The following is a 25,431-nucleotide window of genomic DNA, read 5'->3' as shown; positions in this document are numbered from 1 at the left end:
ACGCAAAGCTTGTCCTCGGATGTTTTGTCGTTTATTCCACGAAGACGGTGAGTCCGTCGTGGATTAGCGTACCAATCTTCTCACCCAAGCAGATTCGCTTCATCGCGTCCGTCTCTTTAAAATCGAAGACGTGCACCGGGAGTTGATTGTCTCGAGCAAGTAAGAGCGCCGATTGATCCATCACTTTCAAGTCATGGCGCCACACATCGTTGTAGTGCAGCGACGCATATTGTTTTGCCTCGCTCGTTTGATTCGGGTCTTGGTTGTAGACTCCGGAGATCCCATTCTTGGCGACGAAGATGGCGTCACAATTCATCTCGATTGCGCGTTGCACGGCCGGATAATCGGTCGACACGAACGGCTGTCCGTTCCCACCTGCAAAAATGAGAACGTAACCTTTCTGCAGATGGTTGAGTGCCTTCAGACGAATATACGGTTCGGCCATACTCGGAATCGGCATGGCCGTCATCACGCGAACTTCACGATTTGTCTTACTTTTTAAGACGCCTCGCAACATCAAACTGTTGATGACGGTCCCGAGTGTACCGATGTTGTCTGCCTCGACACGGTCGATGCCCCATACGTCCGCCTGGTTACCACGAAAGATGTTGCCGCCACCAATCATGAGCGAGACGTTGATGCCGAGATCGACCAACGACAGGACTTCGACCGCAATCTGGTCTAGCTTATGTTGATTGAAATTCGAGTTATCCTCGCCCGCTATTGCGGCTCCGCTTAACTTGATCAAAACATTTTGATAGTTGTTCATCTAGACACTCCCTTTCTGAATCCAAATCTTCAAAATTGTATAGTGTTTTCAATTATTTAGCAATACTTTTCGCTAATGAATGCTGTAAAGTTGATGGAAGGGTACTGAGTGGTGAATACAGTTTTGGGGGAGGGGACAGATGAGAACATGGATCGGGGCTGCGGCGATTTGTTTTGATCATCAAAAAGTGTTGCTCGTGAGAAATAAGGATGTGTTGGGATGGAGCGTTCCTTCCGGCGGCTTGGAGACAGGGGAAACACTCGACGAATGCTGTATCCGAGAGGTAAAAGAAGAAACGGGCTATTCGGTAGACACGGTAAAGAAATTATTGGTGAAAGAAAAAGAAAGTGACGGCTATCAAATTCAAACTCACTATTATCTTGTCGGACTTACAGATACGTTGGCGTCGAGCCAGATTGATCAAGATATTTCAGCTGTGCAGTGGGTGTCGATTGATTCAATGCATACAATCAGTCACCTCTACCAAGAAGATGTTCAAATTATTTTGGATACGTATGAGCGATTTCAAAATAAACTTGAAATCTATAAAATAAAAGCGAGGTGACTGATGAAGCGATTCGTAAACGTGTTCGGGAAGGAACTTGAAGTGATGACAAAAGGTGAGCACGGGTTTCCGATTGTCATCTTAACTGGGATGGGGTGCGCATTTGACGAATGGCACGAGGTCTCGGAAAAATTGAGTAAGGCGAACCGAGTGATTCTATATCATCGACCAGGAATCGGAAGAAGTGAGCTGAACGAAGGCAAACGTAACACGGATGCAACCGTACGAGAACTAAGGGAACTTTTGGACGTCTTACAAATTACTGAGCCCTTCGTTTTATTGGGACATTCATATGGCGGATTGTGTGCGCAGCATTTCGCAAAACGTTATCCAAATGATGTGGCTGCACTTATTCTCATCGATTCCACATCACATGACCTGGACAGACTCGACACGTTAGATTTACCTGTCATGAACGATTTATCTTCAGACGAAGATTGGCTGAAACAATGCCAGGATTATGCGGAACGAACCGAAACCGAATTGACCGAATTGATACAGCCAACGCTAGCACCGAACCAATCAAAGTTGCCGGTGGACGTCCAAGCCGAATTAAAGGGATTTGTCTGTCGACCAAACTTGTATAGAGCGATGCTGGCCGAAGTCGAGAGTTGGTATGACGATGCCCGTCTGATCAAACGATTAGGTAATCTGTCAACCACCCCTCTTTACGTGATTGGGCGCGACGCTGACTTCGAGGTAGACAGAGGGAAGGCGGACGGTCTGCCTGAATCAGAGTTACGACTTTTAGAAGGAACTTGGGGTCAACTCATTCGCGAACAGACGACTCTCTCTGCGGACAGCCGACTCGTGATTGCAGAGCAGGCGTCACACGCAATCCATTTAGATCGTCCAGACGTCATCATTTCGGTCGTGGAGGAATGCTTGTCTCGTTTGAAAACGAGTAGACAGTTTGAATAAGGACTTATTCAGTATAATTTTAGATTCATATAAAAACCGGGTGATCGAGAAACAACTATCGATCACCCGGTTTTACTATTCTAAATGTAAACGAAGCATGATTCTTGCAAACCCGTTTCAGAAAATATCACGACACATTTTTTTCATCTATGTTCATTACATACAGCGCACGTTTAGACCGTTCCCGGACAACGCGAATGGTGATGAAGCCGACGAGTAAGAAAGCGAGCGAGAAGGTGATATACGTCGAACGAATCCCGACATATTCAGCGAGTAGACCGATGCCGAACGTCAACCCGATAATCAAGATCGATTCCGCTACATTGATCACTCCGGAGAAACGGCCCATCAGGTCGGTCGGGACGTTGTTTTGATAAAACGTCAAGAAACCGGTGTTCGCGAACGACAGGGCAAACGTGAGCAAGAAGAATCCAACAGCTGCGAGCACGAACGATTCGGAGAAGGCGAAGACGAGATAGCCGACGGGTGTCATGATGGCACCGAAACTGATTAAGAACGGTAACGTCATCCGAGCACTGAACGTCGCATTGATAATGGAGCCGGCGATAATCCCGGCTCCGGCGACACTGACGAGAAAGCCATAACGACTCTCCGAGAAGTCGAGCATTTGCGTCGCGAACGACGCCTCGAGCGAGTCGAGTCCAGACATAAAAATCGTCATGACGCAGAACAGACTGTAGACGAGCGTGACGTAACGCCGCGTCGACGCAAAACGGACGACTGCTTTCCAGTCCTCGATAATCATGCGAAGACTGAACACTCCGACTTCATCTTTCGGGGTGAATAATGTCGGCAGGAGGGACAAGATACCGACAGAAACGAGGAGCGCTGCTGCATTCAACTGAATGGCGAGCGTCGGTGTGCCGATCATGAACAGGATTCCGGCGATGGCCGGTCCTAAAATGAAGCCTGCCGACTGGACGAAGTTTTTCAAAGCGTTGAACCGTTGGCGGTCGCCGCTCGACACGAGCTTCGTCATATAGACGAGTGAAGCCGATTCAAAGATTGAACTCGCAACGTTCAACGCGAAGACGAGCACGTAGATGATTGCGAGCGAGTCGATGAAGGCGAGGCTGAACACGACTGCTGCGCGGAGTGTGTCGAGCAAAATCATCAAGCGGCGCGTGTCGGCACGGTCAATGACCGTACCTGACCAAAAGTTCGCGCAAAGGGCCGCGAGCGGGACGAGGATGTATAACACAGACACGGCGAACGGTGACTGCGTCATGTCGAGGACGATCAAATTGAGGGCGATGAAATACACCCAAGCGCCCAAATTCGAGATGCCGACGCCGGTCAGTAAGAGTAGCGGATGTTTCCAAGTGTGCATACAGATCGTCCCCGTTCAAATAAGATTTTGAACAGTATGTCACAAAAATGATTGTCATGCTAGAAAAATCAAATATTTTCTTTTTAATGGTTTGTATACTTTTGAATGCGTTGCATTAATTTTGGTTGTTGAGTAATTCGATTTTAAATACGCTCGTCATCCCCGATTGATCTTTCATCAGGATGACTGAGATTAAATCCTCTTCAGACAAGTCAGAGAGTTGGATGATTTTATCCTGTCGATAGATGCTTACGTGCTCTTTCACAATTTCATATCGAATCGTGCCTTGATCAGTTGCGTCATCGAACGACATCTTTTGCACTTCAATGGCATCGTCTTCAACTTCTCGTACCTCAGCATAAAATGTTTCAATGTCAGACGGTGAAAGGACCCAGACATCTTGTTCATACGCTTTGTAGGCGTCGGTGTATCCTGCAACATAACTAATCAAGACACTCACGACTATAGTGACGATGAATAAGACAATCGCAAGTTTATCAGGCGGTGCGATGGCGGCACCTTGGCCTGAATTTGATTGTACAGCGTCAGTTCGACGTCGTTTGTACACTTTGATATAAATGGTGGTAGCAGTTGCGACCAGAACCAAAATGACAAACCCTGTGACTAAATAAATCGGGAACATCATAAACTATCCTGCTTTACATATGACGTTACGTAATGGGCGGCGATACATGAAGGAATGTCCTCGAGCGGTCCCGTCAACTTGATGACGTGGGGGAGATGATAAAACGTGCTCGTCGTCTCGAAGTCATCGAAACGATTTGCTGCGTCATGGATGAACAGTGGTACGTCCGCGCCGAGGGCGATCCCGAGTTCGACGTGGCTGCTCTTGCCCGCCGGTAGCAAGATGACGACAAAATCAGATGTACGAATCGCTTCGTATTCTTTGGCGCCGATGTCTCGCAAGTCCTCGATTGTCGCTGCTCGTTCATTCATGGTCCAATCGTATGTATGGGTGTGGCCTTGTTCGATGAAATGGTCCCGCAATTGCCGGACGTGATTGATGTTATAAAAACCGGACCCGATGTAAAACTTCATAAGTAGCCTCCTAAATCGTGTTCATGTTGTATGCGACGACTCGCCATAATAGAAATAGAAACGCGAGAGCATAGGCTGTAAGCAAGCCGATCCCGAAAGTAATGCCTTGTCGTCGCGTCCACTTTCGACTGTGGTATATGTGAAAGCTTAAACCGATGGCCGAAATGATGAGCAAGATGACTGTACCGCCTATCCAGACGAATTCAGCATGCGTCCAGTTCGGAGCGAGTAGAAAGTAGGGAATGGCAATCAGCAGGCTTGAAGATCCGATGAGTTGCGCTCTTGTCATAGCCGTTCGCGTGAAGCCGTGATTGCGACCTCGTGGATGATGAGTAACAGAATCGCGATGAAGAAAGTGATCAATGAGACGTATTCCGCTCCGACGTTCAAAAAGAAGTTGAGGCCGAACAACGGAGACACGAATAGAATGTAGAGCGGATATTGGATTGAAAACAAAGCGTCCAAAAGAAGGATGTCACGCATATATGTCTCGAAGCTGTTCAATGTAAAAACGGTGACACTCGCGAACAGGAGTGCCGTGATATATAGCTTGGCAACCTGGTTTCGTAATAAACAAGTTCCTAGTAGACAGAACAGGAGCGCGACCGAGGCTGCGGCATGCAGGGGACGAATCGTTGCGTCGGGGAAGGTGGCCGACGGGATAATGTTCACTATCAACGCGATGACATAAACGACTGACAACGTCACGATGCATCTTTTATTAGTTTTCACAATCTGACTCCTTTCATACGTCTTGCGCTAGTTTGGCCAACACGAGTGTGGCTTCTTCTACGTCGAACGAGCTGTGCCAGCGGACGTTTTGACGATCTAAAATCCGGTAATGCCCGCTAATCAGGTTTTGTTGCAACACATAATCTCCTTCTGTTGCGGCTTGCTTCCACCAGACACGACCACCGAGTGTCTTTGACTTCGGTTCGTACGAGACGTCTTTGGCGATCAGTCTGACGAACTCGACTGGGTCGTCCCCGATTTCGCTCAAAAGAATCTCGCTGTCATTAAACAGGGCGCACAATGTGACGACCGTGCTCCAGTTGGCGATGGTCCGCTCTTTTTCGATTTGAATGAGCGTCTTTTTGGATAAGCCTAAGATGTCAGCCATCTCTTCTTGGGAATACTGTCGTTCCAGACGAATCGGTTTTACATTTTTTGACACGAGTTGGATGAAATCTGATTTGTTCATCGAGCACCTCTTCGGTTGGATAGATGAACCCTTTTTAAGGGATCAGAATTACAATAACTTACAAGTGTAATTTTACACTAAGCATGAACAGTGTCAATGTGATTTCTCATTTTATGTATATAATTCGGAATCATCCTTGCGATAAAATAGATGAAGTTGGAAAGGGGAATAAAAATGACGAAAGAACAGTTGATTACGTTGTTACCCGTTTCAGAGACGGAAGTTCAGCTCGAGGATGTAGTGGGAATCACTTTAATTTGGAGGGAATTACGTGGAGCTGCATTTGCCTAAGCGAATAAATCCGTTTTTCTGGTCGATGTTTCCGTTTGTTTTTGGGTTGGTCGGTTATTATCAAGTTTTTATCAGTTGGGAGATTCCACAGTTTGGTTTTCGTGAACTTGAAGACGTCGGGCGACTGGCTTTCATCCTATTCACGAGTGCCTGTGAGGCTGCCTGGATCATTGTCATTTTATGGATTGGGATTCAGTTGCTGAAAAAATGGTTTGAGTCAGCCAAACAAAAAGGAGTGAAACGCGATGACGATGAGCGGATCACATAACCGGTTACTTGATGCCGACTTGTGGAGCGGGACACTCATCACGCTGCATCAAGCAGACGACGCTGCCGTCGTGACGTGGCGAGGCGAAGAAATCAAACTCGCACTCGCATTGACAGATCCGTTCATTCGCGTGATGGATGAAACCACATTTGTGCTTGTCGACTTCACACGCGATAACTTGCGACCAAACGCCTGGGTCGTTCGAGCGGACGGTTCCATCGAGACAAGTTTTCACGCCGGTACGTTTATCGCGTCCATCGTCGTCGATGAGTCGGGTATTTGGGTCGGCTATGGAGATGAGGGAATCTTTGGCGAGGGGATATCGACCGAGGCGCTCGTCTGTTTCTCAAGAAGCGGGTACGTCTTGTTTCGCTATAACCACGACACGCGTAAAGCCCCGATTATCGTCGACTGTGAGTTGATGATCACGACTGCCTCTGGCGTGTGGCTTTGTCCGTCCATTTGGTATGCCTTGATTCATCTCCATCGTGACGGTCGACTCGTCACATACCGGACGCCGAAGATGCTCCATGACAGCGAGGCGATGACGATTGAGGGCGAGACCGCGTATTTCGTGAAAGAGGGCGTACTGTATCGCTGGGCGTTCGGTCTGCGGGAGAAAGCGGTCGAATGTGGACAGCTTTCAGGAAAACTACGAGGCGCCCACGATAACGAAGGTGCCGGTTTTCTTCAAATCGAAGGGACGGATGTCACGTTCGTTTGTGTATGAATGGTACTTTTACCCGATTAAAGACGAGCGGTTTTTCAACAAGACATGGGACGACATCATCCGGGCGAACACGAATTGACGTGACGGGTTGTTGTTATTTCAACGCGTGAGCTTCCACTCGCATGCCAAGTGGAAGAATGGGCGAGCTATCCTCTGATTGAGTTGCCGTTTGAATTGTTATGCGGACTGGTCGATCGATTTGGAAGGGGTGGAGTCCATCCTGAGGCAATCATCGATTATATAGAAAATGATATAGGTTTATGATATTTCACATACCGCAAACGTTCATGTATTTCAAAAAAAGTGGACACGATGATAAGTCGCTTCACGCATAAACACAACCATCCGCTTGCCGTCGAAAGGCTTCAAGACATCCCAAAGGAGAGAAGCGGAGAGCTTGCCCAGGCCATTCACCGAGGAGAACGGTAGAAAGCTTAGCCGAGGACTTGACTGAGCGTATGAACAGTATAGCGTTCGTTCGCTTCAAAAAGATGCCGCAACAGGTGGACGTGCACCAATCCGTATAACATCACGATGCGGTCTCCTGTTTTAGCATCACGTGTCACGTGGTCATAGATTCGATGATTTCGGTAATTCCAATAGGATTCGACCCAGTGTGCACCAGTCGGACCAGTGGCGGCGATGTCCATATAAGCTTGATGCATGAAACGTGTAACCTCTTCTTGATTGATGTAGGTATAGAAATCGTTGATTGAATGTTGATGGAAAACAGTCTCCACGTTTTGCATGAGTGCGCGTTGTGTTGCGATAATCGCCTGCATCTCGACCGGATGCGTGTCTATCACGTCACCGAGGCTGACACCGTCGACCGTCTCGTTCCAATCAACGGCTCGAACGAAAGGTAAGCCGCACGTCTTGGCGAGCCGGAATCCAATTTGTTCACGTTCATCTTCAGTTGCAGCGAGCGGATCTGCCACATACGCTTGATAACGTTGATTCAACGAATGCTGATCAGTTTTCGCGACTTCGAGACAGACGGTGGTCGGCTCGAACCGAGCTAGTACACGGATAAAGTCGTCGATCTCTTGTTGACGTTTTGCGCCAAGAATATCGGTCGTCCCCGGCATGATCACATCACCGTTGTTCGGCATGTTCAGATGCGTTGTTCCGACGATTAATAGTTCGATCATGTTAACATCTCACTCCCTATCAAACATAATATATAGTTTCCTTTTACGGATTATTGAATAAAAGGTTTCACTGCAAAATTCACGAACAGGAGAGCCGATTGAATCGAGACGACCTATGTGTATTTCGTTCGGTAAACGGAGAACAATCCATTCATCAAGCGACATGGACGATGCTTATCCGAACCAGACTTTTTTTGAAAACTGTATGGACAATGCGCTAAAACCAATGCTTCAATGAGAAGAAGAATGGGCGTCTATACCGATGAAGGAGGGTTTGATGTGAAACAACTTGAAGTAGCTACATACCACATGACAATTGACGCACCAATCGACCATGTTTTCTCCTGCCTCGCAGAAGATGAACATATCGTCAAATGGAACGACCATTTGATTGAAAACATTTATGAGGATGGGGACGCGTCACTCGTGACGGGGAAACGGTTCATCTCGGTCCAACAGTTCGAGAAGAAAGAGATTCGGGTCGAATCCGAATTGACGTATGTGAATCGCCCTTATGAGTGTGAAGTGCTAGCGATGACGAATCAGGGAATATCGACGTCTACTTATGTGCTGACCGAGACCCCGGATGGGACGGACGTAATAATTCGCCTCACACTCATCCCATCATCATGGCTGTACTCCTTGTACGTGAAAGGCTTTGCTTGGGCGATTCGGCTCATTTACGACGATCAGTTCAAACAATTTCGGATCTATACGGAAGCGAGCGCACCGAAGCAGCCTTCCGTTCAGGGGGCGGAGTGACAATGATTCGACCTATTATTCCGACGCTGCGTGAGCCGGTGCGTGACGTCTTTATCGCTGAGTGGGGATCACCTCAAATGGTCATCTCGACCGGGACGTATGACTGCGCTACGCTCGACGGTTTCGTCGCGATGGAAGAAGCGACAATCATCGGGCTGATCACGTATGTCATTAGAGAAGAGGAACTTGAAATCATCTCGCTCGATAGCTTACAAGAAAACCGCGGCATCGGGTCGTCACTACTCGATGAAGTGGAGCGCTTGGCCCGGCTTCATCGACTCAAGCGTATGTCGCTCATCACGACGAACGATAACTTACGAGCGCTCGCTTTTTATCAAAAGCGGGGTTGGCGCCTCGCAGGCATCATCCCTGGTGCGGTTGATGAGGCCCGCCTACAAAAACCGTCGATTCCAATGATCGGCGAGCACGGCATCCCGCTCCATGACGAGATCATCCTACGCAAAGCCATCACCAACTAAAGAAACGAGGTACATCCTTATGATTCGATTCGGTATCATCGGCACGAACTTTATCACCCATTCATTTTTAGAAGCCGTCCACGAAGTCGAAGGTGCGACCGTTGCGGCCGTCTATTCACGGACAGCGGAGCGTGCGACCGATTTCGCAAAAGAGTATGGGATCGTCCATACGTTCACATCGCTTGACGATATGGCGACGAGCGACGTCATCGACGCAGTCTATATCGCAAGCCCGAACTCGCTCCATGCTGAGCAGGGCATCTTGTTCATGCGACATGGCAAACACGTCCTCTGCGAGAAACCGTTCGCCTCGAACGTCGACGAGGTCAAATTGATGCTTGAGACGGCGCGCGAGCACGACGTCGTCCTCCTTGAGGCGCTCCGCAACATGTTCATGCCGAACTTCCAAATATTGCGTCAAACGCTGCCTCGCGTCGGTCCCGTCCGGCGCGTCATCTTGAACAAGTCGCAATATTCGTCGCGCTACGACTTGTATAAGCGCGGGGACAACCCGAATACGTTCAATCCCGCTTTCTCTAATGGTTCGCTGATGGACCTCGGCGTCTATTGCCTCGGTCCCGCCTTGAAACTGTTCGGTCGACCGGACGCCGTGCAAGCGAACGCCGTCAAACTCGAGTCGGGCGTCGACGGGAGTGGTTCGGCCATCTTGTCGTATGACGGCATGGACATCATCGTGCTTCATTCGAAGATTCACGGCACGGACGCACCGTCCGAAATCATCGGGGAAGCGGGGCGTATCGTCATCGACGATATCGCCTCACTCGACCGCTTGACGTTCGTCGGGCGCGACGGGACGACCGAGGAACTCGCCACGGAACAGACGACACACATGAAGTACGAGATTGAAGCGTTCGTGCTTATGATTCTAGCAGGCGAGAGGGAGACCGAGATCCACTCATTTGACGACATGCAGTTGCTTGCTGACGTCATGACCGATATCCGGCGCCGCATCGACGTCCGTTATCCGGCAGATGTATAAAAACAAGCCTCGAGCGCGCGCTCGAGGCTTGTTTTATGATTCTTTATTGAGATACAAATGGCGGATAAACAAACCTAGTGCGACCGTCATGATGACGGCCGGGATCAGGCCGACGAGCAGTAATGAACCCATGCGTTCAATCCTTTCTGAGCGCATCGAGGCGCTGTTTCATGTCATCGAACGACTGCCCGTCCGTCAGTACGCTCAGCTCACCGGCGACGAGGTCGTTCACTTCACGGTTCCAAGCAGTGCTGAGCGTCGTCTCGAGCAATTGTAAGTGCGAAGCGGTCCGTTCGGCTTGAGCGGCACCGACTGCTTCGAGCTGTTCCCGGACGGCGGCTTTTAAGCGCGCGCTCAAGTCGTCGCGCAGCTTCGTCCGACCGTCGGCTTCGAAGAACTGATTCGCGTTTTTATAGTGCTTCAACACGGGACGGAACGGGTCCGCTTCGAACGTGACCGGATCGACGACGTCGCGGAGCCAGTCGATGTCGATGTCTTCTTCGTATGATAACGTCGGCAAGATGGGGCGCAGTTTGAGCGTCTCACGCTCGATCAACCGTTCTGTCTCTTGCTTCAAGAAGCGCTCGAGCCGATATTGGAACACTTGCAGCTCTTGGTGGATGTCGTAGGCATACTTATCGAGCGTACGCGTCAGGGCGCGCTCGAGACTCGCCTTGGAGCCGTCGACTTCGACAGGATGGAACGTCTCCTTGACGAAGTCCGAGAGCCGGAAGAGGGAGCGCGTCTCGAGGTGGGCGAGCAGTTCGTTCACTTCGCGCGTGAACGGGTCGACGAGCGTCATGACGCTTAATCGGTTGTCGGACTCACGCAACTGTTCGAGTTGTGTGCGATGTGTTTCTTTAACAGTCGCATCGGCTTCGGCTTCGCGTAAGACGTCTTCGAACGCGGCGACGAGAGCGCTCGTCTCGTCTTTGATGCGGACGGCGTTCGCTTGGCGCAGGTCATGGTCGACGAACTGCTCGAGCTTGGCCGAGAAGCGGTCGAAACCATTGTCTCTGCCTTGGATGGCGTTCCGGCTTGAGATCGGCAGGACGGTCGGATTGCGGACGCCGAGCTTCGTCAACTGGTTCGACACGTAATCGGTCACGGCATCGCGTTCCGCGTCATCGGTCGCCAAATCGGACGCGTTGACGAGGAAGAACATGTCATGGCCGCCCGTCCCTTGGACCCGCCCGAGCTGGATGACGAGCTCGCGGTCGGCCTCGGTGAAGGCGTGGTTGTAGTACGTCACGAACAGGACGGCGTCGGCGTCGCGCATATAGCCGAACTGTACCTCGCTGTGGCGGTTGAACTGAGAGTCGGCGCCCGGCGTGTCGACGAAGATGATACCGCGCTCGGCCCAAGGGGAGTCGACATATAGCTCGATCTCCTTGACGATGCAACTTTTCTCTTCCTCGGTGACGAACGAGCAGAACGTGTCGTAGTCGACCGACTGCTCACTGCCGAGATAGGACAGGGGAGCGTTCTTGACGGCGTTGACGAACGGGTGGTCGATGCTGAGCGCTTCAAGCGAAGCGCCGTAGCCGTTCAGTTCCGCCTCGAGATCGTCCCGTGTCTTGAACGTGATCGAGGCGCTCTTATGGGCTTGACCGTTCGGAGGCACGATCTTTGTGATCGAGGCCGTCAACGGGTTCGGCGACGTCGGGAGCACCGTTTCGCCGAGCAACGCGTTCAGCGTCGACGACTTTCCGGACGAGAACGCACCAAAGATGGCGAGCGTGTAACGCTCGGACTCGGCCCGGGCCAACTTGTGGCGCAACGACTTCACCCGTGACTTGAATAACGGATGTTTCTCTAATATTTCACATACCGCGTATTCATACGAAAAATCAAATGAAAAAGCAACGATATCATCGCCCAAAAGCGAGGTCGACGCAACTTCTTGTTGCTGGTGTTCGACTTGTTTTTTCGGTAACTGGCCGGCCTCTACGTAATGGCGGGTCTCGAGGTCGCCCAACCGGTCTTCCGAGATGTCACGTGTGGCGTAAGTAGAGAGCAGCGCTTGCTTTTCAGCAAGCCGGCGTTGAAGCGCCAGCGTATCGAGCATGTCATATAAGTCGTCTTGCTCGGCCTTGATTTGGTCGATCCGATTTTTGCCTTTGGCCTCGAGATACGTCTCGACCGAGGTGACCCACGTGTCGGACACTTTCGTCACCCAAGCGGCGAGGGCAGACTCGATGTCACGGCTGAACTGGAGGACCGTGTCGCCACTCAGTGACGCCCCGGACTTCACTTGCTCGCTGATGAGCGTCTTCGGTGCGGACGGCAATGTGTCGGGACGAGACAAGATCGCTTCTGGCAGCTTCAAGTCACGGACGATGTCCTCGGCGTATTTGATCAAGTGGGGCCGCAAGTTCGTATCAATCAATCGGTTGAACTCTTTGGCGGCGACGTCTTCACGCCGCACACGTTCCTGGCGCGTCTTTTCTTTTGAGAAGAACAGGCCGACTTTGAACTCAGGTGCACAACTCTCCAGGTAATCCCGCAACAGTTCACGGAACTCATAGTTCATGATCGGCGCACTGGCGACGATCGGCGACTGGTGTTTAAAGAACTCACGACGGAACGACTCCAGCCACGTCGATTTCTTCTCGAGTCGCTGGAGCCGGGATTGGATCTCCGCCGTCTGCTTCTCGACGACCGGAAGCTGTTCGATCGCTGTCTCGATTGACCGCACAGACCGGTCGAGCAACGTGTCGACGAGGAGACTTGCTCGCGCCTCACTCTGCTCTCGGGCGGTGTCGATGACGGCTTGGACGTGGGTCCGGAGCCGTTCGACCTCGTTCTCTGGGTGATCGAGTTCACGGAGCGAGATATAGAACATATCGTCCGGATTGATGGCATGACGCATAAACGCCGTCTCGAGCGAGCGTTTGAACGCGTCAAACGGAAGTTCCGTCTCATCGTGCTTGTCGATCTGATTGATGATGATCGAGTAGGGGCGGGCTTCAGCGCTGAACTGTTTCATCAACTGGATGTTCTGTTCCGATTGGACGTGATTGTAGTCCATCATGAAGAACAAATGGTCGGCGAGGAAGAGCGACCGTTCCGTCGCTTGGCGGTGACGCTCATCGGTCGAGTCGATACCTGGTGTGTCCATCAAGACGACATCACTTCCGAACGGGAAGCGCGGCAGGGTATATTCGACTTCTTTGATCTCTTCGATTTTGCAGTAGTCGCCCAAGTGCTCGAGCTCGTCGGTCCCGAGTCGGATCCAGTCCGTGTCATTGATGGCGACCGAGGCACTTGCGTCACCGTTACGGAGCGTGACGATGTTCGCGCTCGTCGGGATCGGGCTCGTCGGCAATACCCCGTCGCCGAGCCAGTTGTTGAGCAGCGTCGATTTACCGGCCGAGAAGTGACCGCAGACGGCGATCCAAATCTCGTCACGCGTCACTTTCCGGAGTGCGGTCCGGGCGAGCCGGGCCGACTCGGTCTCGTCTTCTGTTTCAAATACGTCGGTCAATTGCGCCAGGCGCATGCGTTGTTCTTTCATAATCCCCATCCCCTAATCATGATTCCGTCGTGATCCCGACGCGGTGTCTGATGTATATTCTGTCTTTCCAGGCGCGAAGCACGAGCTCGGCGACGTCATCCCGTGCGATCGGGCCTGAGTTCAACGTGCCCAACACGTCGGCCGTGATGACAATCTCACCGACAGATTTGCCTTCGATCAATTGCGTCGGACAGACGATCGTGTAGTCGAGGTCGGAGGCTTCGAACAGCTCATAGGCTCGGGCGTGGTCCTCGGCTGCGGTCGTCATCGACCGTTTCGACTCACGCGTCTCGAAGCGATAGTTGTCCGAGTCGTGTGCCCGTAAAATGCCGGCTGTGCCGACGATCAAGATGCGTTTGAGTCCTGCCTGTTGCATCGCCGCGATGACGAGCGGGGTGAAGCGCGACAAGACGTTTTGTTTGTCGGTGCCGAGTGCTGACATGACGACGTCAGCACGTTTTATCGTTTCAATGACGGCTTCCTGATCGGTGGCGTCGCCGATGATGACGTCAAGACCGTCCCTCGGTTGAAGCGGTCGTCTCGTTAATAGGCGGACGTGATGTCCGTCCTCCAGTAATCGTTCAAGCATCCGCATCCCCGTGCGGCCGCTTCCTCCAAATAAAGCAATGGTTGACAAGTAAACCCCTCCCCATCAAGATTAAAGAAAATATCCAACGCCATCATACCACGGAAGCGCTCTCGAATCGGGCAAAATGACCTGACTTCGACCGGTTCGAAGGGCAAATGTTTCACGCACGCCGAAGTCGGCTAAAAAAATTGCATGACGTGTACAAAGGGGGAAGACACTCCGGTGTCGAGAACGCATGAGATTTGGAGCTAGAACGATCAAAACCGGGATTTCTGTCGCCCTGGTGTTACTTATTGCCGAAGCGTTTCAATTTGAACAAATCGTCGTCCCGGCACTCGCGGCCTCGCTCGCCTTACTGCCGTCGGTGTATCAGACGGGTGTCCGGCTTTTAGAGGAGATGAAAGGGAACTTGATCGGCGCCTTACTGGCCGTGTTCTCGTTGATGCTGACACCGAACCCGACACCGATCGCGATCGGCGTCGTCATCATCATCGCCATCTCGATCCTGCTCTTCTTGAACCTCGAGTCGACGACGCGGACCGTCATCTTGACGACGATCTTGATCATGGAAGGGGCGAGCCAGTCCGACCTGTCGATCTGGATGTTCGCCGGCGAACGTTACTTGCTCATCATGATGGGAATCACCGTCGCGCTGCTCGTCAACGCGTTGTTGTTCCCGCCGCGCTATGAACGGAAGCTCGAAGACGAGATCACGACCGTCTTTCAAATGGCAGTCCGGATCGCCCGCTTGTTCTCCGAGACGGAAGGCGGCCGCTCGTCGTTCGAATCGCTCGACGAGACGAAAAAGAAACATCGCGGTTCGAAGACGACGTATGATTACTTCGAAGAAGAGATCAAAGCCAACCGCTGGCTCGAGAAGAAGACGCCGATCTACCGTCGGGCCGTCCTCAAGTCGAAGATGATCGACACGAACAGTGCCGCCATCCACGTGCTCGACAAGTTGTACGACGATTATTTGACGGTCGAACATTTGCCGCCACAACTCGAAGAAGAACTGTTGCGCCATATGCGGCACTTACTGCGTCGGCATGAGCGTTTGTTCTCGGCATATGAGCTCGAGAACGAACACATCATCGACCGCGAGGAAGACTTGATCCACGAGAACTTCGACTTCGCCAAGCTGATGATCGAGAAGATGCGCGACGAAGAGGAAGAACTCATCTTGACCGTCGTCCCGCTCGTCGCGGCGATGACGAACTGGGTCAAGGCGATGAACGAACTCGAACGCTACCTCATCACCGAGATGAAGAAGCATAGCGACAACTTGAAAGTGGAACCGCGCAAGAAGTGGTTCTTTGAAGACTAAAACCGCTCTCGTGAACTAAACCAAAAAGTTAGACACTAAATAATTTTTCAGGCAACTTCGAGAACCTGGGTCCGGTATTCCACCGGGCTCAGTTTTTTTGTCGTTTTTTGATGCGGCGGTGATAGTAGGAGTCGACATAACGCTCGATCTCTTGTTTGAAATGAGTCATGTCATAAAGAAAGCGTTAGTGAAGTTACAGATGTACCATAATCAGCTGGTTGAACTGCTTTTTGAATAAAAAAAAGCATCAGCTAACTTGGCTTTTAAAAAGTCAGTTAGTTGATGCAATTTTTATGAGCTGAGCTTGTTTATTTTTTATTTTCGTCACGTAAGGGGAGAACCGGGTTGAACCCATGTAATGATCTTGTTCCGATAGACTGGAGAGTAACGCGAGGATACTTTTAAGCTGTTTCGCCCCTTCTTGGATGCTCAAGTGGTTGACATGCCCTTTCTGATCTAATCGGTTTACAAACAGCTCGACTTTCCCGCCGCTTTCAATCAATTCCCGACTGACCAATGCCGTATCCTCTATCAGTTCCTCAAACTTATGATGTAGGCCGATCCCGTTCGAAGCTGACAAATCGAGGTACACCGTGAACATATCTTGATTGACCGGCTGGTACAGTTTCGTCTGCAAGGTGGACTTCTTCGCCGTCGCATACCAATCGATTTGTCTGGACGGTTCATCCTCATAGGGCTTCGAGGAGATTTGTAGTAACCGATCCTTAATTGGAGAATATTTAGAGACGCGCTCACCAAGCTTCAGGTGTGATCGGATACGCTGCGCATGAGTACTTGAAATCGATGGATAGACAGTCCAACGTAACGGGGGAGCCAAATAGAGTGTCAACGTCCCTAACGATAGAGGCAAGCTAATCGTGATGGAGATTTCAGCTATTTCGATAGGTCCCCTTCGATTACCTGTAAGTTCGAAGACGAAATCAGAAGGTAACTCGTCCAATTCGATGATGGATTCCGTATGCCCCTCTAGATTCACCACGTAATGTCCATCGTTAGAAGTACGTATATATGTTTTCGTGCTCATTTCGTTTAACAGGTGCACGTTCGTCAGGGCGAGGGTGAACTTACACCTGTCGCCCTTGAACAGAATCGAGTCGTACTGTCTCCACGTGACGTCCATTTGTGCAATCAGTCGTTTCGTGTAACGCTCGATGTAAAGACTTGCCGCCAAAAAAACAGCGAGAACGAATGAAAGGATCGAGAGGTACGGCACGAACAATAAGATGAGCATCACTGAAAACAAGACGATTTGGATGCGCTTCTCAAGCAAGAAAAATACATTGGTCGAGATGTTCATCCCGGTCACATGCCCATCTCGACCGGGACCGGGACGGACTCCAAGATTTCTTCCACAACCATTGCTTTCGAGGACTTGATCTCGCCCTCGAGCGTCAGGGTCAACCGATGAGCGAAAACGTATGGGGCCAAGAACTTGATGTCCTCTGGTGTGACATAGTCACGATTGTGGATATAGGCATAACTTTGCGCGGCTTTCGAGAGCGCGATCGTCGCACGTGGACTGATGCCTGTCTGAACGTTCCGGTGACTACGTGACGCGGTCGCGATTGAGACGATATAACGTAACACGTCTTTCGAGATGTGAATTTTCATGGCATCGGCTCGATATTGTAAGAGTTGCTCAAAATCGACATTCGCTAAAATGGTCTTACGGGTCTCGGTGACGGATTCCTCTAACAATTGAAGTTCGAATTCCTCAGTCGGATACCCTGTATGTAGACACATCATGAAGCGGTCAAGCTGCGCATCGGGCAAAGAGAAGGTGCCGGATGATTCAATCGGATTTTGCGTCGCGATGACAAAGAAAGGGGTAGGGAGATGATATGTCTTGCCCCCGACCGTCACCTGTCGTTCTTCCATCGCTTCGAGCAACGCGGACTGCGTACGTGGGACGGCCCGGTTGATTTCATCGATGAGCACGATGTTGGAGAAGATCGGGCCTTGCTTATTTTCAAACTCTTGCGTCTTCAGGTTAAAAAAATCCGAACCGATAATGTCAGATGGTAATAAGTCGGCTGTGAACTGGATCCTTGAAAAGTCGCCATGGAAACTCGTCGCCAATGTCTTTGCCAGCATCGTCTTCCCGGTACCAGGGACATCTTCCAAGAGCACATGTCCGTTCGCCAGCAGCGACGTCACACACAGTTCGACCACTTTCGGGTTGCCCAAATAAACTTGGTTGATTTCATCGATCATCGTACGAATGTTCATCAAGATTTCTCTCCTTTATGGTGTTGTATGTACTGTCTGACAGATACTTTGAAGTCATGAAGTGAGCGCTCGTCAATCACGTCCCGTTCTCCATATCGTACATCGGCATACGGCTTCGCAGATTGATCGAATCGAATGCGTGCAAACCACTCTGAGACGGTCTCATGTGGTTTTCGTTTTTGAGTGTCGTTCAAGGCATCATTCAACGCCACGAGTAGTTTTCCAAGCTCAGTATCAGAGGCATAGAGAACGGTTGGTGTGGTCGTGGACACTGTGTTTATGTTGGCTTGCGCTGACAATGGTCTCTCGTCAGCTGAGGACAGAGTCGCTTTGCGTCGCCGCTTGTCCCACCAATCCCGTACGCGCTTGTAGTACTTGAGAAATAGAATGAGCAAAAGACCTACAACCGCCCATTTCAGGACGTCTGAAGCAGTATTTTGATTCTCACCGGTAATTTTTTTCTCAAAGCGTTCTTTCGACAAAAGATCATCCCATTTCGCTATATCATTAGTGTCCTCTAGATTGTCTACTTTATCAAAGGTTGCCGACTCACCGTCGATATACCTTGGCTTCCCAGACATGTCTTGTTGGGTGGGACGATCTACAATCATTCCATAAAGGAAAGTCCCGCCGATCTTAACTAAAGCGACGATGATCAAGGTCGATATGATGAAATAATACATTCTTCTTTTCTGCATAAACCCTCCTTCATTTTATTCTTCGAAAAGGTAAAAGCATAAATCAATCTTTCAAACGAATTCAGTAGAGTAAGTTAATTTATACTTAAATATTCCATTATAAAAAAATAATGTCAATAATTGAATTTAAATACATTTAGAGGCCGTTAACCACCAACTTTTTAATTCGTCGTATAATAAAGAAATCTTAAGCGATGCGGAGAGAAGCGAATGCAGACTCATTTACAGCATATGCCGAAGTTCTGGAACATCCGGTTCAGGTCCGACGAGTCAGACATCGATTGGGACCGGTTGAACAGTTTCACAGTATCAAGGTGAAACTTTTTTGAGGGATGAGCCGTATACTAGAAGGAGAACGGACAACGCGTCCGAACGGATAGGGGGAAACACCAATGTCAGACATAGAAACAGTACCAGCATCACTCAGCGAAAAACTACCGATCGAAGCACGGACCGTGTTCCGGTTGTCTAGCGCTATCTTTTACTTGATCGGTCTCGTCATCACCGGCGGTCTCGTCGTCGCCTCGCACTATTTCGACTGGCCGACATGGCTCCAATATACGATGTACGCCTTGCTCGCCATCGATCTCATCTATAGCGTGATCGACATCGTCGTCTTCCAAAAGTGGAAACAAGAGCGCTTCACGTATGACGTGCGACCGCTCGAGATTCGACTGCACCACGGCATCATCACGACACACGACGTGTTGATCCCGATGACGAAAGTACAGTACGTCCACGCCCAACAAGGACCGCTGCTCCGGAAGTATGGTTTACAGACGATCACGATCGGCACTGCGGCCGGATCGCATGATATCTATGCGATCGAGGAGTCGTTCGCGAAGACGCTCCGTGAACAGATCGCAGTCTATGCCCGCATCGAGGAGGAGGATGTCGTATGACGGAAGCGACGCTCACTTGGCATCGTCTACCGACTCGCGTTTTACTGTTACGTGTACTAGAGGTCATCAAGTCATTTATCATCCCGCTCGTACTGCTATTTGTGATCAACAACGATTGGAGCTCGACGTTCGGCATCATCTTGCGCGTCGGGATCTTGCTCTTCCTCTTGCTCGACGTGATCCAAAAGTTCTTCGGCTGGCGCAATTTCCGTTACGCCTTGGACGACAAGACGATGTATATCATCGACGGGAACTGGATCAAAAAAGAGAAGTCGCTCCCGCTCTATAAGATCCAGAGCGTCCATTCGAACAGCCCGTTTCTTTACCGTCTGCTCAGTGTCGTCGAGTTGACGTTCGACACGAACGCGAACAGTGATGACGCCTCGTTCAAACTGGCCGGCGTCTTCCCGAACGAGGCGAAGCGGCTCGAGGACATCCTCGACCAGGTCCGTCATCGGAAGACTGAAACGGACTTACCCGTGGAAGAGGAGACAGACACGACATCTGCACCGGTGGCGATTGAAAAACCGGCGAGCCGTTTGTTGTATGCCATCTCGACCCGCGAGATCATCATCGCCTCGCTGACGTCACTGTCGGTATTCGCCATCTTCCCGGTCGCCTCGACGGTCGTGTCCTCGATCGATGACTTCATCAACCTTGATGGGACGTTTGATCAAGTCGGGGAGTGGGTCATCAGCGCCTCGATCATCGCCATCGGCGTGCTTGTCCTTACTGTCTTGTTCCTGTCTGTCATCATCGGCATGGTCATCAACTTCTTGAAATATGGGAACTTCCAACTCGAACGAAGAGGCGATCGGATTCGTGTCGAGAAAGGGCTCTTGAACCGCTCGGCGAAAGAGATCCCGTACGAGAAGATTCAAGCGATCCGCATCAAAGAGACGTTCATCCGGCGCTGGTTTAATATCGTCGGCGTCGAGCTCGTCGCTGCGGGCACGATGGACGAGTTGAAAGACGAGTCATCGACGATCCTCCCGTTCGTCAAACGGGACAAGGCGATGGCCGTGCTGAACGAGCACTTCAACCAGTTCACATGGGCCGACACGCTCCATCGTTTACCGACACGGTCGCTTTGGATCAAGCTGATGCGGATCAGTTGGTTCGGTCTCATCATCAGTGGTGTCGTCCTCTATTTCTTCCGCGATTACGCCTGGTGGCTCGTCCTGTTGTGGGCCATCATCATTGGCGGCCGCCTGTTGAGCTATATGACGACGCGCTACGCTCGGAACGGTCGCTTCGTCGAGCTCCGGACCGGTGCGTTCAACGTCCACTCATTTTTGACGGACAAGCCGCGGATTGAACAGGTCCAAGTGACACAGACGCCGCTTCAGCGCCGTTTCGATGTATGCAACGTCCTGTTCTCGACTCGTGGTGTCTTATCGAATGAAATGATCGAGGATATCCCGAAACAAGAGGCGGATGCCATGTTGAAATGGTTCTCCCGCTACACGGTAGAAGAAGATATGAAAACACCGGGTTAAATCACCCGGTGTTCGTCACGTCAACTTCATGTTTTTTGTGTTTCTAATACTGAAAACCGGGAACAAATATGGTATGATGCAAGTAGAAAGAGACCGGTGCTCGATACACCGGCCTCTGGCTTACAGGCTACCACTTTAAGAGTGGCCCAGCCGCCACAATGGTTAGTGAATCAGAAAGTGACCCATCTCATTGCGCCGAGGGGGTCATTTTTTTGTGCGTTCAGACTTTGCACGATCGGATGATTGGTAGATTACCAAGTGAACAATGATCGGAGCGAGGATCGGGACGATTACGTAATCGCCGACCCAGGTCCATAGTTGTTCCATCCGCACCACCGCCTTCCTCCATTGCGGAATTGGCGGCTGACCCCACTATTGCTGTGTTAACCTGCCTCTTCATTATAGCAGATTCCGACTAAAATAGATGCTGAAAATAAGAACGTTTGTTCTTATTTTATAAAATGAACCTTTAGATGGAGTCGTCTCAACACTGGGTCCAAAGGTGGAATTGAACTACGATAGTGTTGCATGTCTGAAGTCAGACAGGATATAATGAGTCTCGTGTGTAACCACATGGGTGGGTGAGGGTGCCAACAAAGGATTGATTCCTATGGCAAAACAAACAGAATGGAAAACAGAAACATACGGGGGCGTGCTGAACTTTCTGGCGACAGCATACATCCCGGCCGTACATGCGGCAATCTTGACACAAGCCGGACTCCCGTTCGAGGGAGCGCTCGTCGGAGCGATTTTGACAAGCATCATCGGGACGTTCATCGCGGGACTGTTCAACTTACCGTTGTTGCTCCTACCTGGTATGGGCATCAATGCGTTGTTCACGTACACGCTCGTCTTGCAGATGGGATTGAGCTGGCAGAGTGCGCTCGCCGTCTCGCTCGTCTCGGGGGCGCTTGTCGTCCTCATGACGGTGACGAAAGTGGCGAGGAAACTCGCGAACGCGTTCCCGCCGATCATTCATGACGGACTGACGGTCGGGCTCGGCCTGTTCCTCATCTTGATCGGGCTCGAAGCGGCAGGGATCGTCTCGGGCGGTGGCGGGGCACTGCTCCACATCGGAGACCTCGGGGAGCGACCGGTGCAGGTCGCGTTCCTGACGCTATTCGTCGCGATTCTTTTGTTCTTGAAGATGGGACCGAGCAGCTTCCTCTGGACGATCGCGTTCGGTGTCGGCTTGAGCGCTGTCACGGGCACGCTCGACTGGACAGGTGAGTTCGCGCTCACACCGTTCTTCGAGTCGTTCGGTACCGTGTTCGGCAACGTGTCGTTCGCGCAGTCGACATCACCGATCTTCCTGATCGCGGTCGGCGTGTTGACGCTCGTCTTGTTGATCGAGAACATCAGCCTGATCCAGAATCAGACGCGGGCGATCGGCAAGGACGATCAAGCCCCGAAAGGTTTGATCGCCCAAGGGTTGTCGACGATGGCGGGTGCCATGTTTGGCTCGAGCCCGACCGTCTCGACGGTCGAGGTCGCGGCCGGCATCTCGGTCGGCGCACGCGGCGGCATCTCGTCGTTCGTGACGTCAGGTCTATACGTCGTCTCGCTGTTGTTGTTGCCGCTGTTCGCGATCATTCCGGTGACGGCGATCGCGCCGGTCTTGATCATCATCGGTATGATGATGTTCCAGAACGTGAAGCATCTGCCGCTCGACAATTGGGAGCAGGCCTTCCCGGCGATCCTCGTCATTATCATGATCCCGTTCACGTACTCCATCGTCGATGGCATCGGGCTCGGCTTCATCGCCTATACGATGATCGTCTTGTTCAAGAAGGGCTATCGCTCGCTCAGTCCGGTCGTCGGTGTCTTGACCGTATTGTTCTTGGTTTTCTTTTCTTTACCAGTCTGGCTGTAAACATGCTGAACGGGACCGTTCAGCATATGCTCTCCAATCGACAGTAGAAACTTGTTCCTAACGATTGGGGAGATAATCACGAGAAGAGGAGCTTCGTCCTGGGAGGATGATGCTCCTCTTCTTTCGTGTAATCAACTTTATTCTTTACTAATCGTTCTAGAAAGGATATAGTGAGGGTGTAGTTAGAACGTTCATTCTAAAACTATGTGGTAACCAAAGGAGGATCGAGATGGCTAGAAGTAAAGAGTTTGACGAAACGATTGTATTAAAGAAAGCGATGGAATTGTTTTGGGAACAAGGGTATGAGAAAACATCGATGCAAGACTTGGTCGACCACATGGGCATTCATCGACGAAGCATTTACGACACGTTTGGCGACAAACGCTCGTTGTTCTTAGCATCGCTCGGCGAGTATGAAAAATTCATCACGCATGAGATGGAGACGATTATTCGTCAACATGAGTCCATCAAATCAGCCATCGAGGACGTGTTCCGCTTCATCCTGCGGTCTTCTGAAACGTATCCGAAAGGGTGCCTATCCGTCAATGCGGCCGTCGAATTGTCGCTCGTGGACCAAGAAATCGACCGGATGGCGACGACGATGTTCCATCGGACCGAGAACATGTTCCAAGAGTTGATTCAACAAGGGCAACGCACTGGCGAACTGTCAACCGACATCGATGCGGAACAGACGGCGCGTTTCTTGCATAACAACTTGATCGGTCTTCGTGTCTTGATCAAAACGAACTACACGCAAAAAGAATTAGAAAGCATCATCGCGTTGGCACTTCGCGTGTTGGACTGACTTTCTTTTTTTACTCTTTTTAGAACGTTCATTCTAAAAAACGTCAACAGGTTTTTATCATACTTAGGGTGCACAGTTACAAGCCGTTGCGAAATGGGCGCAACAAAAGCCGGACGAAGACTATGCATGGCTACATGCGATCGAACAACCTGTCCTCGTGACAAATGGGATTAAAGATGTCATGGTGCTGACTGAAAATAGTTACATTTTGGCCGAAAAAATACCGAACGCACAATTGATCGTCTATCCGGATTCTGGACACGGTCATCTGTTCCAGTTCCCCGAACGATTTGCCGCACACGTCAACCTATTCCTCGATTCAGATGCGATTTGATCATCTGTCGAGACAAACAAAGGAGAGTCAATCATGAACAAAATGATGAAAGCAGCTCAAATCAGTCGATATTCGAAAGTAATCGAAGCGCAAGTGAACGAGGTACGTGTTCCGGACATCGGGGACAATGATGTGTTGATCAAGGTAAAGACCGCCGCCATCAATCCACTCGAGATGTTGATCATGACCGGTAGCGTAAAACTGATTCAAGATTATGCTTTCCCGCTGACAATCGGGAACGAACTGGCGGGTGTCGTCGAACAGGTCGGGAAACATGTGACCGGTTATTCCGTCGGGGATGACGTCTACACGCGTCTGCCGATCGAAAAAATCGGGGCCATCGCTGAATATGTAGCAGTCGATGCATCTGCCATCGCAAGGATGCCAAAAAACTTATCTTACGAAGAGGCAGCAGCTGTCGCTTTAACGGGACTCACAGCCTACCAAGGACTACATGAAGAATTAAACGTCCAGTCTGGACAATCTGTGTTCATTCCGGGAGGATCGGGTAGTTTCGGTCAAATGGCCGTTCCGCTCGCGAAGTCGTTAGGTCTGACAGTGATCGTCAGTGGAAATGCGGAGTCACGCGAACGGACGCTGAAGCTCGGTGCCGATCAATATTTGGATTATACGACGCAAAACTATGAGGATGTCTTGAAAAACGTGGATTATGTCATCGATACGTTAGGGCCGACAGAATTCAAGAAAGAGCTGAGCATCCTCAAACGAGGCGGACGACTCCTGTCTTTGCGGACAGGACCGAATAAACGTTTCGCAAAAGACCGACAGCTCCCGTTCTGGAAACAAACGATCTTTTCGATGGCGGGTGCGAAATATGACCGGATGGCCAAAAAACATGACGTCGAATACCGCTTCATCTTCGTACGTGCGAATGGGGTACAACTCAAAGAAATCACGAGCGTCGTGGAGGCGAACCAAGTCGTTCCTGCCCTTCATCCGAAACGATTTACGATTGATGAAGTGAACGAAGCACTACAGTTAGTTGCGACGGGTCGGCCGAAAGGAAAGGTCATCATTACGTTCTGAAGTATGTGAGACTACTGCTTGTAGCAGAAAAAGAGGGAGAGAC

Annotated in this window: 26 protein-coding genes and 1 pseudogene; 14 read left to right on the top strand and 13 right to left on the bottom strand. The window is 50.7% G+C overall.

What is annotated here, in order from left to right:
- Positions 1 to 31: 31 nt before the first annotated feature.
- Entirely contained in the window at positions 32 to 769 is a 738-nt protein-coding gene (pyrH, locus tag KNP77_RS00540; RefSeq protein WP_214887759.1) for a UMP kinase, read from the bottom strand.
- A 139-nt stretch (positions 770 to 908) separates the two neighbouring features.
- On the opposite strand from pyrH, the gene KNP77_RS00535 reads away from it, so the two are divergent.
- The gene (locus KNP77_RS00535) at positions 909 to 1,334 is read left to right on the top strand and encodes an NUDIX hydrolase (protein WP_071397479.1); all 426 of its coding nucleotides are present in this window, start codon (positions 909 to 911) and stop codon (positions 1,332 to 1,334) included.
- Positions 1,335 to 1,337: 3 nt separating this feature from the next.
- On the top strand, positions 1,338 to 2,255 hold the full coding sequence (locus KNP77_RS00530; protein ID WP_214887751.1) for an alpha/beta fold hydrolase: 918 nt from the start codon (positions 1,338 to 1,340) through the stop codon (positions 2,253 to 2,255).
- A gap of 127 nt (positions 2,256 to 2,382) precedes the next feature.
- Here the strand turns inward: KNP77_RS00530 and KNP77_RS00525 are convergent, their stop codons facing one another.
- The 6 genes from KNP77_RS00525 to KNP77_RS00500 all read right to left on the bottom strand — a co-directional run bounded on the left by KNP77_RS00525 (position 2,383) and on the right by KNP77_RS00500 (position 5,866).
- The gene (locus KNP77_RS00525; RefSeq protein WP_214887747.1) at positions 2,383 to 3,606 is read right to left on the bottom strand and encodes an MFS transporter; all 1,224 of its coding nucleotides are present in this window, start codon (positions 3,604 to 3,606) and stop codon (positions 2,383 to 2,385) included.
- 115 nt (positions 3,607 to 3,721) lie between these two features.
- A complete protein-coding gene (locus KNP77_RS00520) occupies positions 3,722 to 4,252 on the bottom strand; it encodes a hypothetical protein (protein ID WP_214887744.1) in 531 nt (176 codons plus the stop codon).
- Positions 4,249 to 4,665: a group-specific protein gene (locus KNP77_RS00515; RefSeq protein ID WP_070327285.1), complete on the bottom strand. Its 417-nt coding sequence runs from the start codon at positions 4,663 to 4,665 to the stop codon at positions 4,249 to 4,251. The genes KNP77_RS00520 and KNP77_RS00515 overlap by 4 nt, the downstream gene beginning before the upstream one ends.
- Positions 4,666 to 4,675: 10 nt before the next feature.
- Positions 4,676 to 4,954, bottom strand: coding sequence for a hypothetical protein (locus KNP77_RS00510; RefSeq protein WP_071397483.1), 279 nt, complete (start codon positions 4,952 to 4,954; stop codon positions 4,676 to 4,678).
- Complete coding sequence (locus tag KNP77_RS00505; protein ID WP_131489768.1) at positions 4,951 to 5,397, bottom strand: hypothetical protein; 447 nt, start codon at positions 5,395 to 5,397, stop codon at positions 4,951 to 4,953. The genes KNP77_RS00510 and KNP77_RS00505 overlap by 4 nt, the downstream gene beginning before the upstream one ends.
- Positions 5,398 to 5,410: 13 nt before the next feature.
- Complete coding sequence (locus tag KNP77_RS00500; protein WP_214887741.1) at positions 5,411 to 5,866, bottom strand: helix-turn-helix transcriptional regulator; 456 nt, start codon at positions 5,864 to 5,866, stop codon at positions 5,411 to 5,413.
- A gap of 271 nt (positions 5,867 to 6,137) precedes the next feature.
- On the opposite strand from KNP77_RS00500, the gene KNP77_RS00495 reads away from it, so the two are divergent.
- On the top strand, positions 6,138 to 6,425 hold the full coding sequence (locus KNP77_RS00495; protein ID WP_214887738.1) for a hypothetical protein: 288 nt from the start codon (positions 6,138 to 6,140) through the stop codon (positions 6,423 to 6,425).
- Positions 6,403 to 7,155, top strand: coding sequence for a hypothetical protein (locus KNP77_RS00490; protein WP_071397487.1), 753 nt, complete (start codon positions 6,403 to 6,405; stop codon positions 7,153 to 7,155). The genes KNP77_RS00495 and KNP77_RS00490 overlap by 23 nt, the downstream gene beginning before the upstream one ends.
- A 434-nt stretch (positions 7,156 to 7,589) precedes the next feature.
- Here KNP77_RS00490 and KNP77_RS00485 read toward each other — a convergent pair whose 3' ends face one another.
- The gene (locus KNP77_RS00485; RefSeq protein ID WP_214887735.1) at positions 7,590 to 8,306 is read right to left on the bottom strand and encodes a DUF5694 domain-containing protein; all 717 of its coding nucleotides are present in this window, start codon (positions 8,304 to 8,306) and stop codon (positions 7,590 to 7,592) included.
- Between the two features lie 279 nt (positions 8,307 to 8,585).
- On the opposite strand from KNP77_RS00485, the gene KNP77_RS00480 reads away from it, so the two are divergent.
- Genes KNP77_RS00480 through KNP77_RS00470 form a run of 3 tightly spaced genes read left to right on the top strand, consistent with a single transcriptional unit; the run spans position 8,586 to position 10,547 of the window.
- Positions 8,586 to 9,068, top strand: a complete 483-nt coding sequence (locus KNP77_RS00480; protein WP_214887732.1) for an SRPBCC family protein — start codon at positions 8,586 to 8,588, stop codon at positions 9,066 to 9,068.
- A 2-nt stretch (positions 9,069 to 9,070) separates the two neighbouring features.
- Complete coding sequence (locus KNP77_RS00475) at positions 9,071 to 9,547, top strand: GNAT family N-acetyltransferase (RefSeq protein WP_214887729.1); 477 nt, start codon at positions 9,071 to 9,073, stop codon at positions 9,545 to 9,547.
- 19 nt (positions 9,548 to 9,566) lie between these two features.
- On the top strand, positions 9,567 to 10,547 hold the full coding sequence (locus KNP77_RS00470) for a Gfo/Idh/MocA family protein (protein ID WP_214887726.1): 981 nt from the start codon (positions 9,567 to 9,569) through the stop codon (positions 10,545 to 10,547).
- Positions 10,548 to 10,683: 136 nt separating this feature from the next.
- Here KNP77_RS00470 and KNP77_RS00465 read toward each other — a convergent pair whose 3' ends face one another.
- Positions 10,684 to 14,064 (bottom strand): dynamin family protein, encoded by a 3,381-nt coding sequence (locus KNP77_RS00465; protein ID WP_251138854.1) that lies wholly within the window; start codon positions 14,062 to 14,064, stop codon positions 10,684 to 10,686.
- 16 nt (positions 14,065 to 14,080) lie between these two features.
- Positions 14,081 to 14,701: an NAD(P)-dependent oxidoreductase gene (locus KNP77_RS00460; RefSeq protein WP_214887719.1), complete on the bottom strand. Its 621-nt coding sequence runs from the start codon at positions 14,699 to 14,701 to the stop codon at positions 14,081 to 14,083.
- Between the two features lie 187 nt (positions 14,702 to 14,888).
- Between KNP77_RS00460 and KNP77_RS00455 the strand changes: the two genes are divergently transcribed.
- Positions 14,889 to 15,980, top strand: coding sequence for an FUSC family protein (locus KNP77_RS00455; protein ID WP_071397493.1), 1,092 nt, complete (start codon positions 14,889 to 14,891; stop codon positions 15,978 to 15,980).
- 271 nt (positions 15,981 to 16,251) lie between these two features.
- Here the strand turns inward: KNP77_RS00455 and KNP77_RS00450 are convergent, their stop codons facing one another.
- Genes KNP77_RS00450 through KNP77_RS00440 form a run of 3 tightly spaced genes read right to left on the bottom strand, consistent with a single transcriptional unit; the run spans position 16,252 to position 18,928 of the window.
- Positions 16,252 to 17,298 (bottom strand): DUF58 domain-containing protein, encoded by a 1,047-nt coding sequence (locus KNP77_RS00450; RefSeq protein ID WP_214887716.1) that lies wholly within the window; start codon positions 17,296 to 17,298, stop codon positions 16,252 to 16,254.
- Between the two features lie 5 nt (positions 17,299 to 17,303).
- Positions 17,304 to 18,230 (bottom strand): AAA family ATPase, encoded by a 927-nt coding sequence (locus KNP77_RS00445; RefSeq protein WP_214887702.1) that lies wholly within the window; start codon positions 18,228 to 18,230, stop codon positions 17,304 to 17,306.
- Positions 18,230 to 18,928, bottom strand: a complete 699-nt coding sequence (locus KNP77_RS00440) for a hypothetical protein (protein ID WP_214887699.1) — start codon at positions 18,926 to 18,928, stop codon at positions 18,230 to 18,232. Before KNP77_RS00440 ends, KNP77_RS00445 begins: the two co-directional genes overlap by 1 nt.
- 392 nt (positions 18,929 to 19,320) lie before the next feature.
- On the opposite strand from KNP77_RS00440, the gene KNP77_RS00435 reads away from it, so the two are divergent.
- From KNP77_RS00435 to KNP77_RS00410, 6 genes and pseudogenes are all read left to right on the top strand, one after another.
- Complete coding sequence (locus KNP77_RS00435) at positions 19,321 to 19,830, top strand: PH domain-containing protein (protein ID WP_214887696.1); 510 nt, start codon at positions 19,321 to 19,323, stop codon at positions 19,828 to 19,830.
- The gene (locus tag KNP77_RS00430; RefSeq protein WP_070327267.1) at positions 19,827 to 21,329 is read left to right on the top strand and encodes a PH domain-containing protein; all 1,503 of its coding nucleotides are present in this window, start codon (positions 19,827 to 19,829) and stop codon (positions 21,327 to 21,329) included. The genes KNP77_RS00435 and KNP77_RS00430 overlap by 4 nt, the downstream gene beginning before the upstream one ends.
- A gap of 610 nt (positions 21,330 to 21,939) precedes the next feature.
- The gene (locus tag KNP77_RS00425; protein ID WP_016508713.1) at positions 21,940 to 23,202 is read left to right on the top strand and encodes an NCS2 family permease; all 1,263 of its coding nucleotides are present in this window, start codon (positions 21,940 to 21,942) and stop codon (positions 23,200 to 23,202) included.
- Between the two features lie 229 nt (positions 23,203 to 23,431).
- Positions 23,432 to 24,007: a TetR/AcrR family transcriptional regulator gene (locus KNP77_RS00420; protein WP_214887693.1), complete on the top strand. Its 576-nt coding sequence runs from the start codon at positions 23,432 to 23,434 to the stop codon at positions 24,005 to 24,007.
- A 100-nt stretch (positions 24,008 to 24,107) separates the two neighbouring features.
- Positions 24,108 to 24,341, top strand: a pseudogene (locus KNP77_RS00415) (alpha/beta fold hydrolase); the annotation flags it as partial.
- 33 nt (positions 24,342 to 24,374) lie between these two features.
- Positions 24,375 to 25,388 carry an NADP-dependent oxidoreductase gene (locus KNP77_RS00410; RefSeq protein WP_214887688.1) on the top strand — a complete coding sequence of 338 codons (1,014 nt, stop codon included), beginning with the start codon at positions 24,375 to 24,377 and terminating at the stop codon, positions 25,386 to 25,388.
- The last annotated feature ends 43 nt before the right edge of the window (positions 25,389 to 25,431 follow it).

The organism is Exiguobacterium sp. s142 (assembly GCF_018618455.1).
In the GTDB taxonomy this organism is placed as follows: domain Bacteria; phylum Bacillota; class Bacilli; order Exiguobacteriales; family Exiguobacteriaceae; genus Exiguobacterium; species Exiguobacterium aurantiacum_A.
Note: the sequence above shows the minus strand (reverse complement) of the source record. Positions and strands in the feature narration are given on the sequence as shown.

Excerpts from the sequence above, each read along its gene's own strand:
- pyrH (WP_214887759.1), bottom strand. The coding sequence starts at position 769 with ATGAACAACTATCAAAATGTTTTGATCAAGTTAAGCGGAGCCGCAATA.
- KNP77_RS00535 (WP_071397479.1), top strand. The coding sequence starts at position 909 with ATGAGAACATGGATCGGGGCTGCGGCGATTTGTTTTGATCATCAAAAA.
- KNP77_RS00530 (WP_214887751.1), top strand. The coding sequence starts at position 1,338 with ATGAAGCGATTCGTAAACGTGTTCGGGAAGGAACTTGAAGTGATGACA.
- KNP77_RS00525 (WP_214887747.1), bottom strand. The coding sequence starts at position 3,606 with ATGCACACTTGGAAACATCCGCTACTCTTACTGACCGGCGTCGGCATC.
- KNP77_RS00520 (WP_214887744.1), bottom strand. The coding sequence starts at position 4,252 with ATGATGTTCCCGATTTATTTAGTCACAGGGTTTGTCATTTTGGTTCTG.
- KNP77_RS00515 (WP_070327285.1), bottom strand. The coding sequence starts at position 4,665 with ATGAAGTTTTACATCGGGTCCGGTTTTTATAACATCAATCACGTCCGG.
- KNP77_RS00510 (WP_071397483.1), bottom strand. The coding sequence starts at position 4,954 with ATGACAAGAGCGCAACTCATCGGATCTTCAAGCCTGCTGATTGCCATT.
- KNP77_RS00500 (WP_214887741.1), bottom strand. The coding sequence starts at position 5,866 with ATGAACAAATCAGATTTCATCCAACTCGTGTCAAAAAATGTAAAACCG.
- KNP77_RS00490 (WP_071397487.1), top strand. The coding sequence starts at position 6,403 with ATGACGATGAGCGGATCACATAACCGGTTACTTGATGCCGACTTGTGG.
- KNP77_RS00485 (WP_214887735.1), bottom strand. The coding sequence starts at position 8,306 with ATGATCGAACTATTAATCGTCGGAACAACGCATCTGAACATGCCGAAC.
- KNP77_RS00475 (WP_214887729.1), top strand. The coding sequence starts at position 9,071 with ATGATTCGACCTATTATTCCGACGCTGCGTGAGCCGGTGCGTGACGTC.
- KNP77_RS00470 (WP_214887726.1), top strand. The coding sequence starts at position 9,567 with ATGATTCGATTCGGTATCATCGGCACGAACTTTATCACCCATTCATTT.
- KNP77_RS00465 (WP_251138854.1), bottom strand. The coding sequence starts at position 14,064 with ATGAAAGAACAACGCATGCGCCTGGCGCAATTGACCGACGTATTTGAA.
- KNP77_RS00455 (WP_071397493.1), top strand. The coding sequence starts at position 14,889 with ATGAGATTTGGAGCTAGAACGATCAAAACCGGGATTTCTGTCGCCCTG.
- KNP77_RS00450 (WP_214887716.1), bottom strand. The coding sequence starts at position 17,298 with ATGAACATCTCGACCAATGTATTTTTCTTGCTTGAGAAGCGCATCCAA.
- KNP77_RS00445 (WP_214887702.1), bottom strand. The coding sequence starts at position 18,230 with ATGAACATTCGTACGATGATCGATGAAATCAACCAAGTTTATTTGGGC.
- KNP77_RS00440 (WP_214887699.1), bottom strand. The coding sequence starts at position 18,928 with ATGCAGAAAAGAAGAATGTATTATTTCATCATATCGACCTTGATCATC.
- KNP77_RS00435 (WP_214887696.1), top strand. The coding sequence starts at position 19,321 with ATGTCAGACATAGAAACAGTACCAGCATCACTCAGCGAAAAACTACCG.
- KNP77_RS00430 (WP_070327267.1), top strand. The coding sequence starts at position 19,827 with ATGACGGAAGCGACGCTCACTTGGCATCGTCTACCGACTCGCGTTTTA.
- KNP77_RS00425 (WP_016508713.1), top strand. The coding sequence starts at position 21,940 with ATGGCAAAACAAACAGAATGGAAAACAGAAACATACGGGGGCGTGCTG.
- KNP77_RS00420 (WP_214887693.1), top strand. The coding sequence starts at position 23,432 with ATGGCTAGAAGTAAAGAGTTTGACGAAACGATTGTATTAAAGAAAGCG.
- KNP77_RS00410 (WP_214887688.1), top strand. The coding sequence starts at position 24,375 with ATGAACAAAATGATGAAAGCAGCTCAAATCAGTCGATATTCGAAAGTA.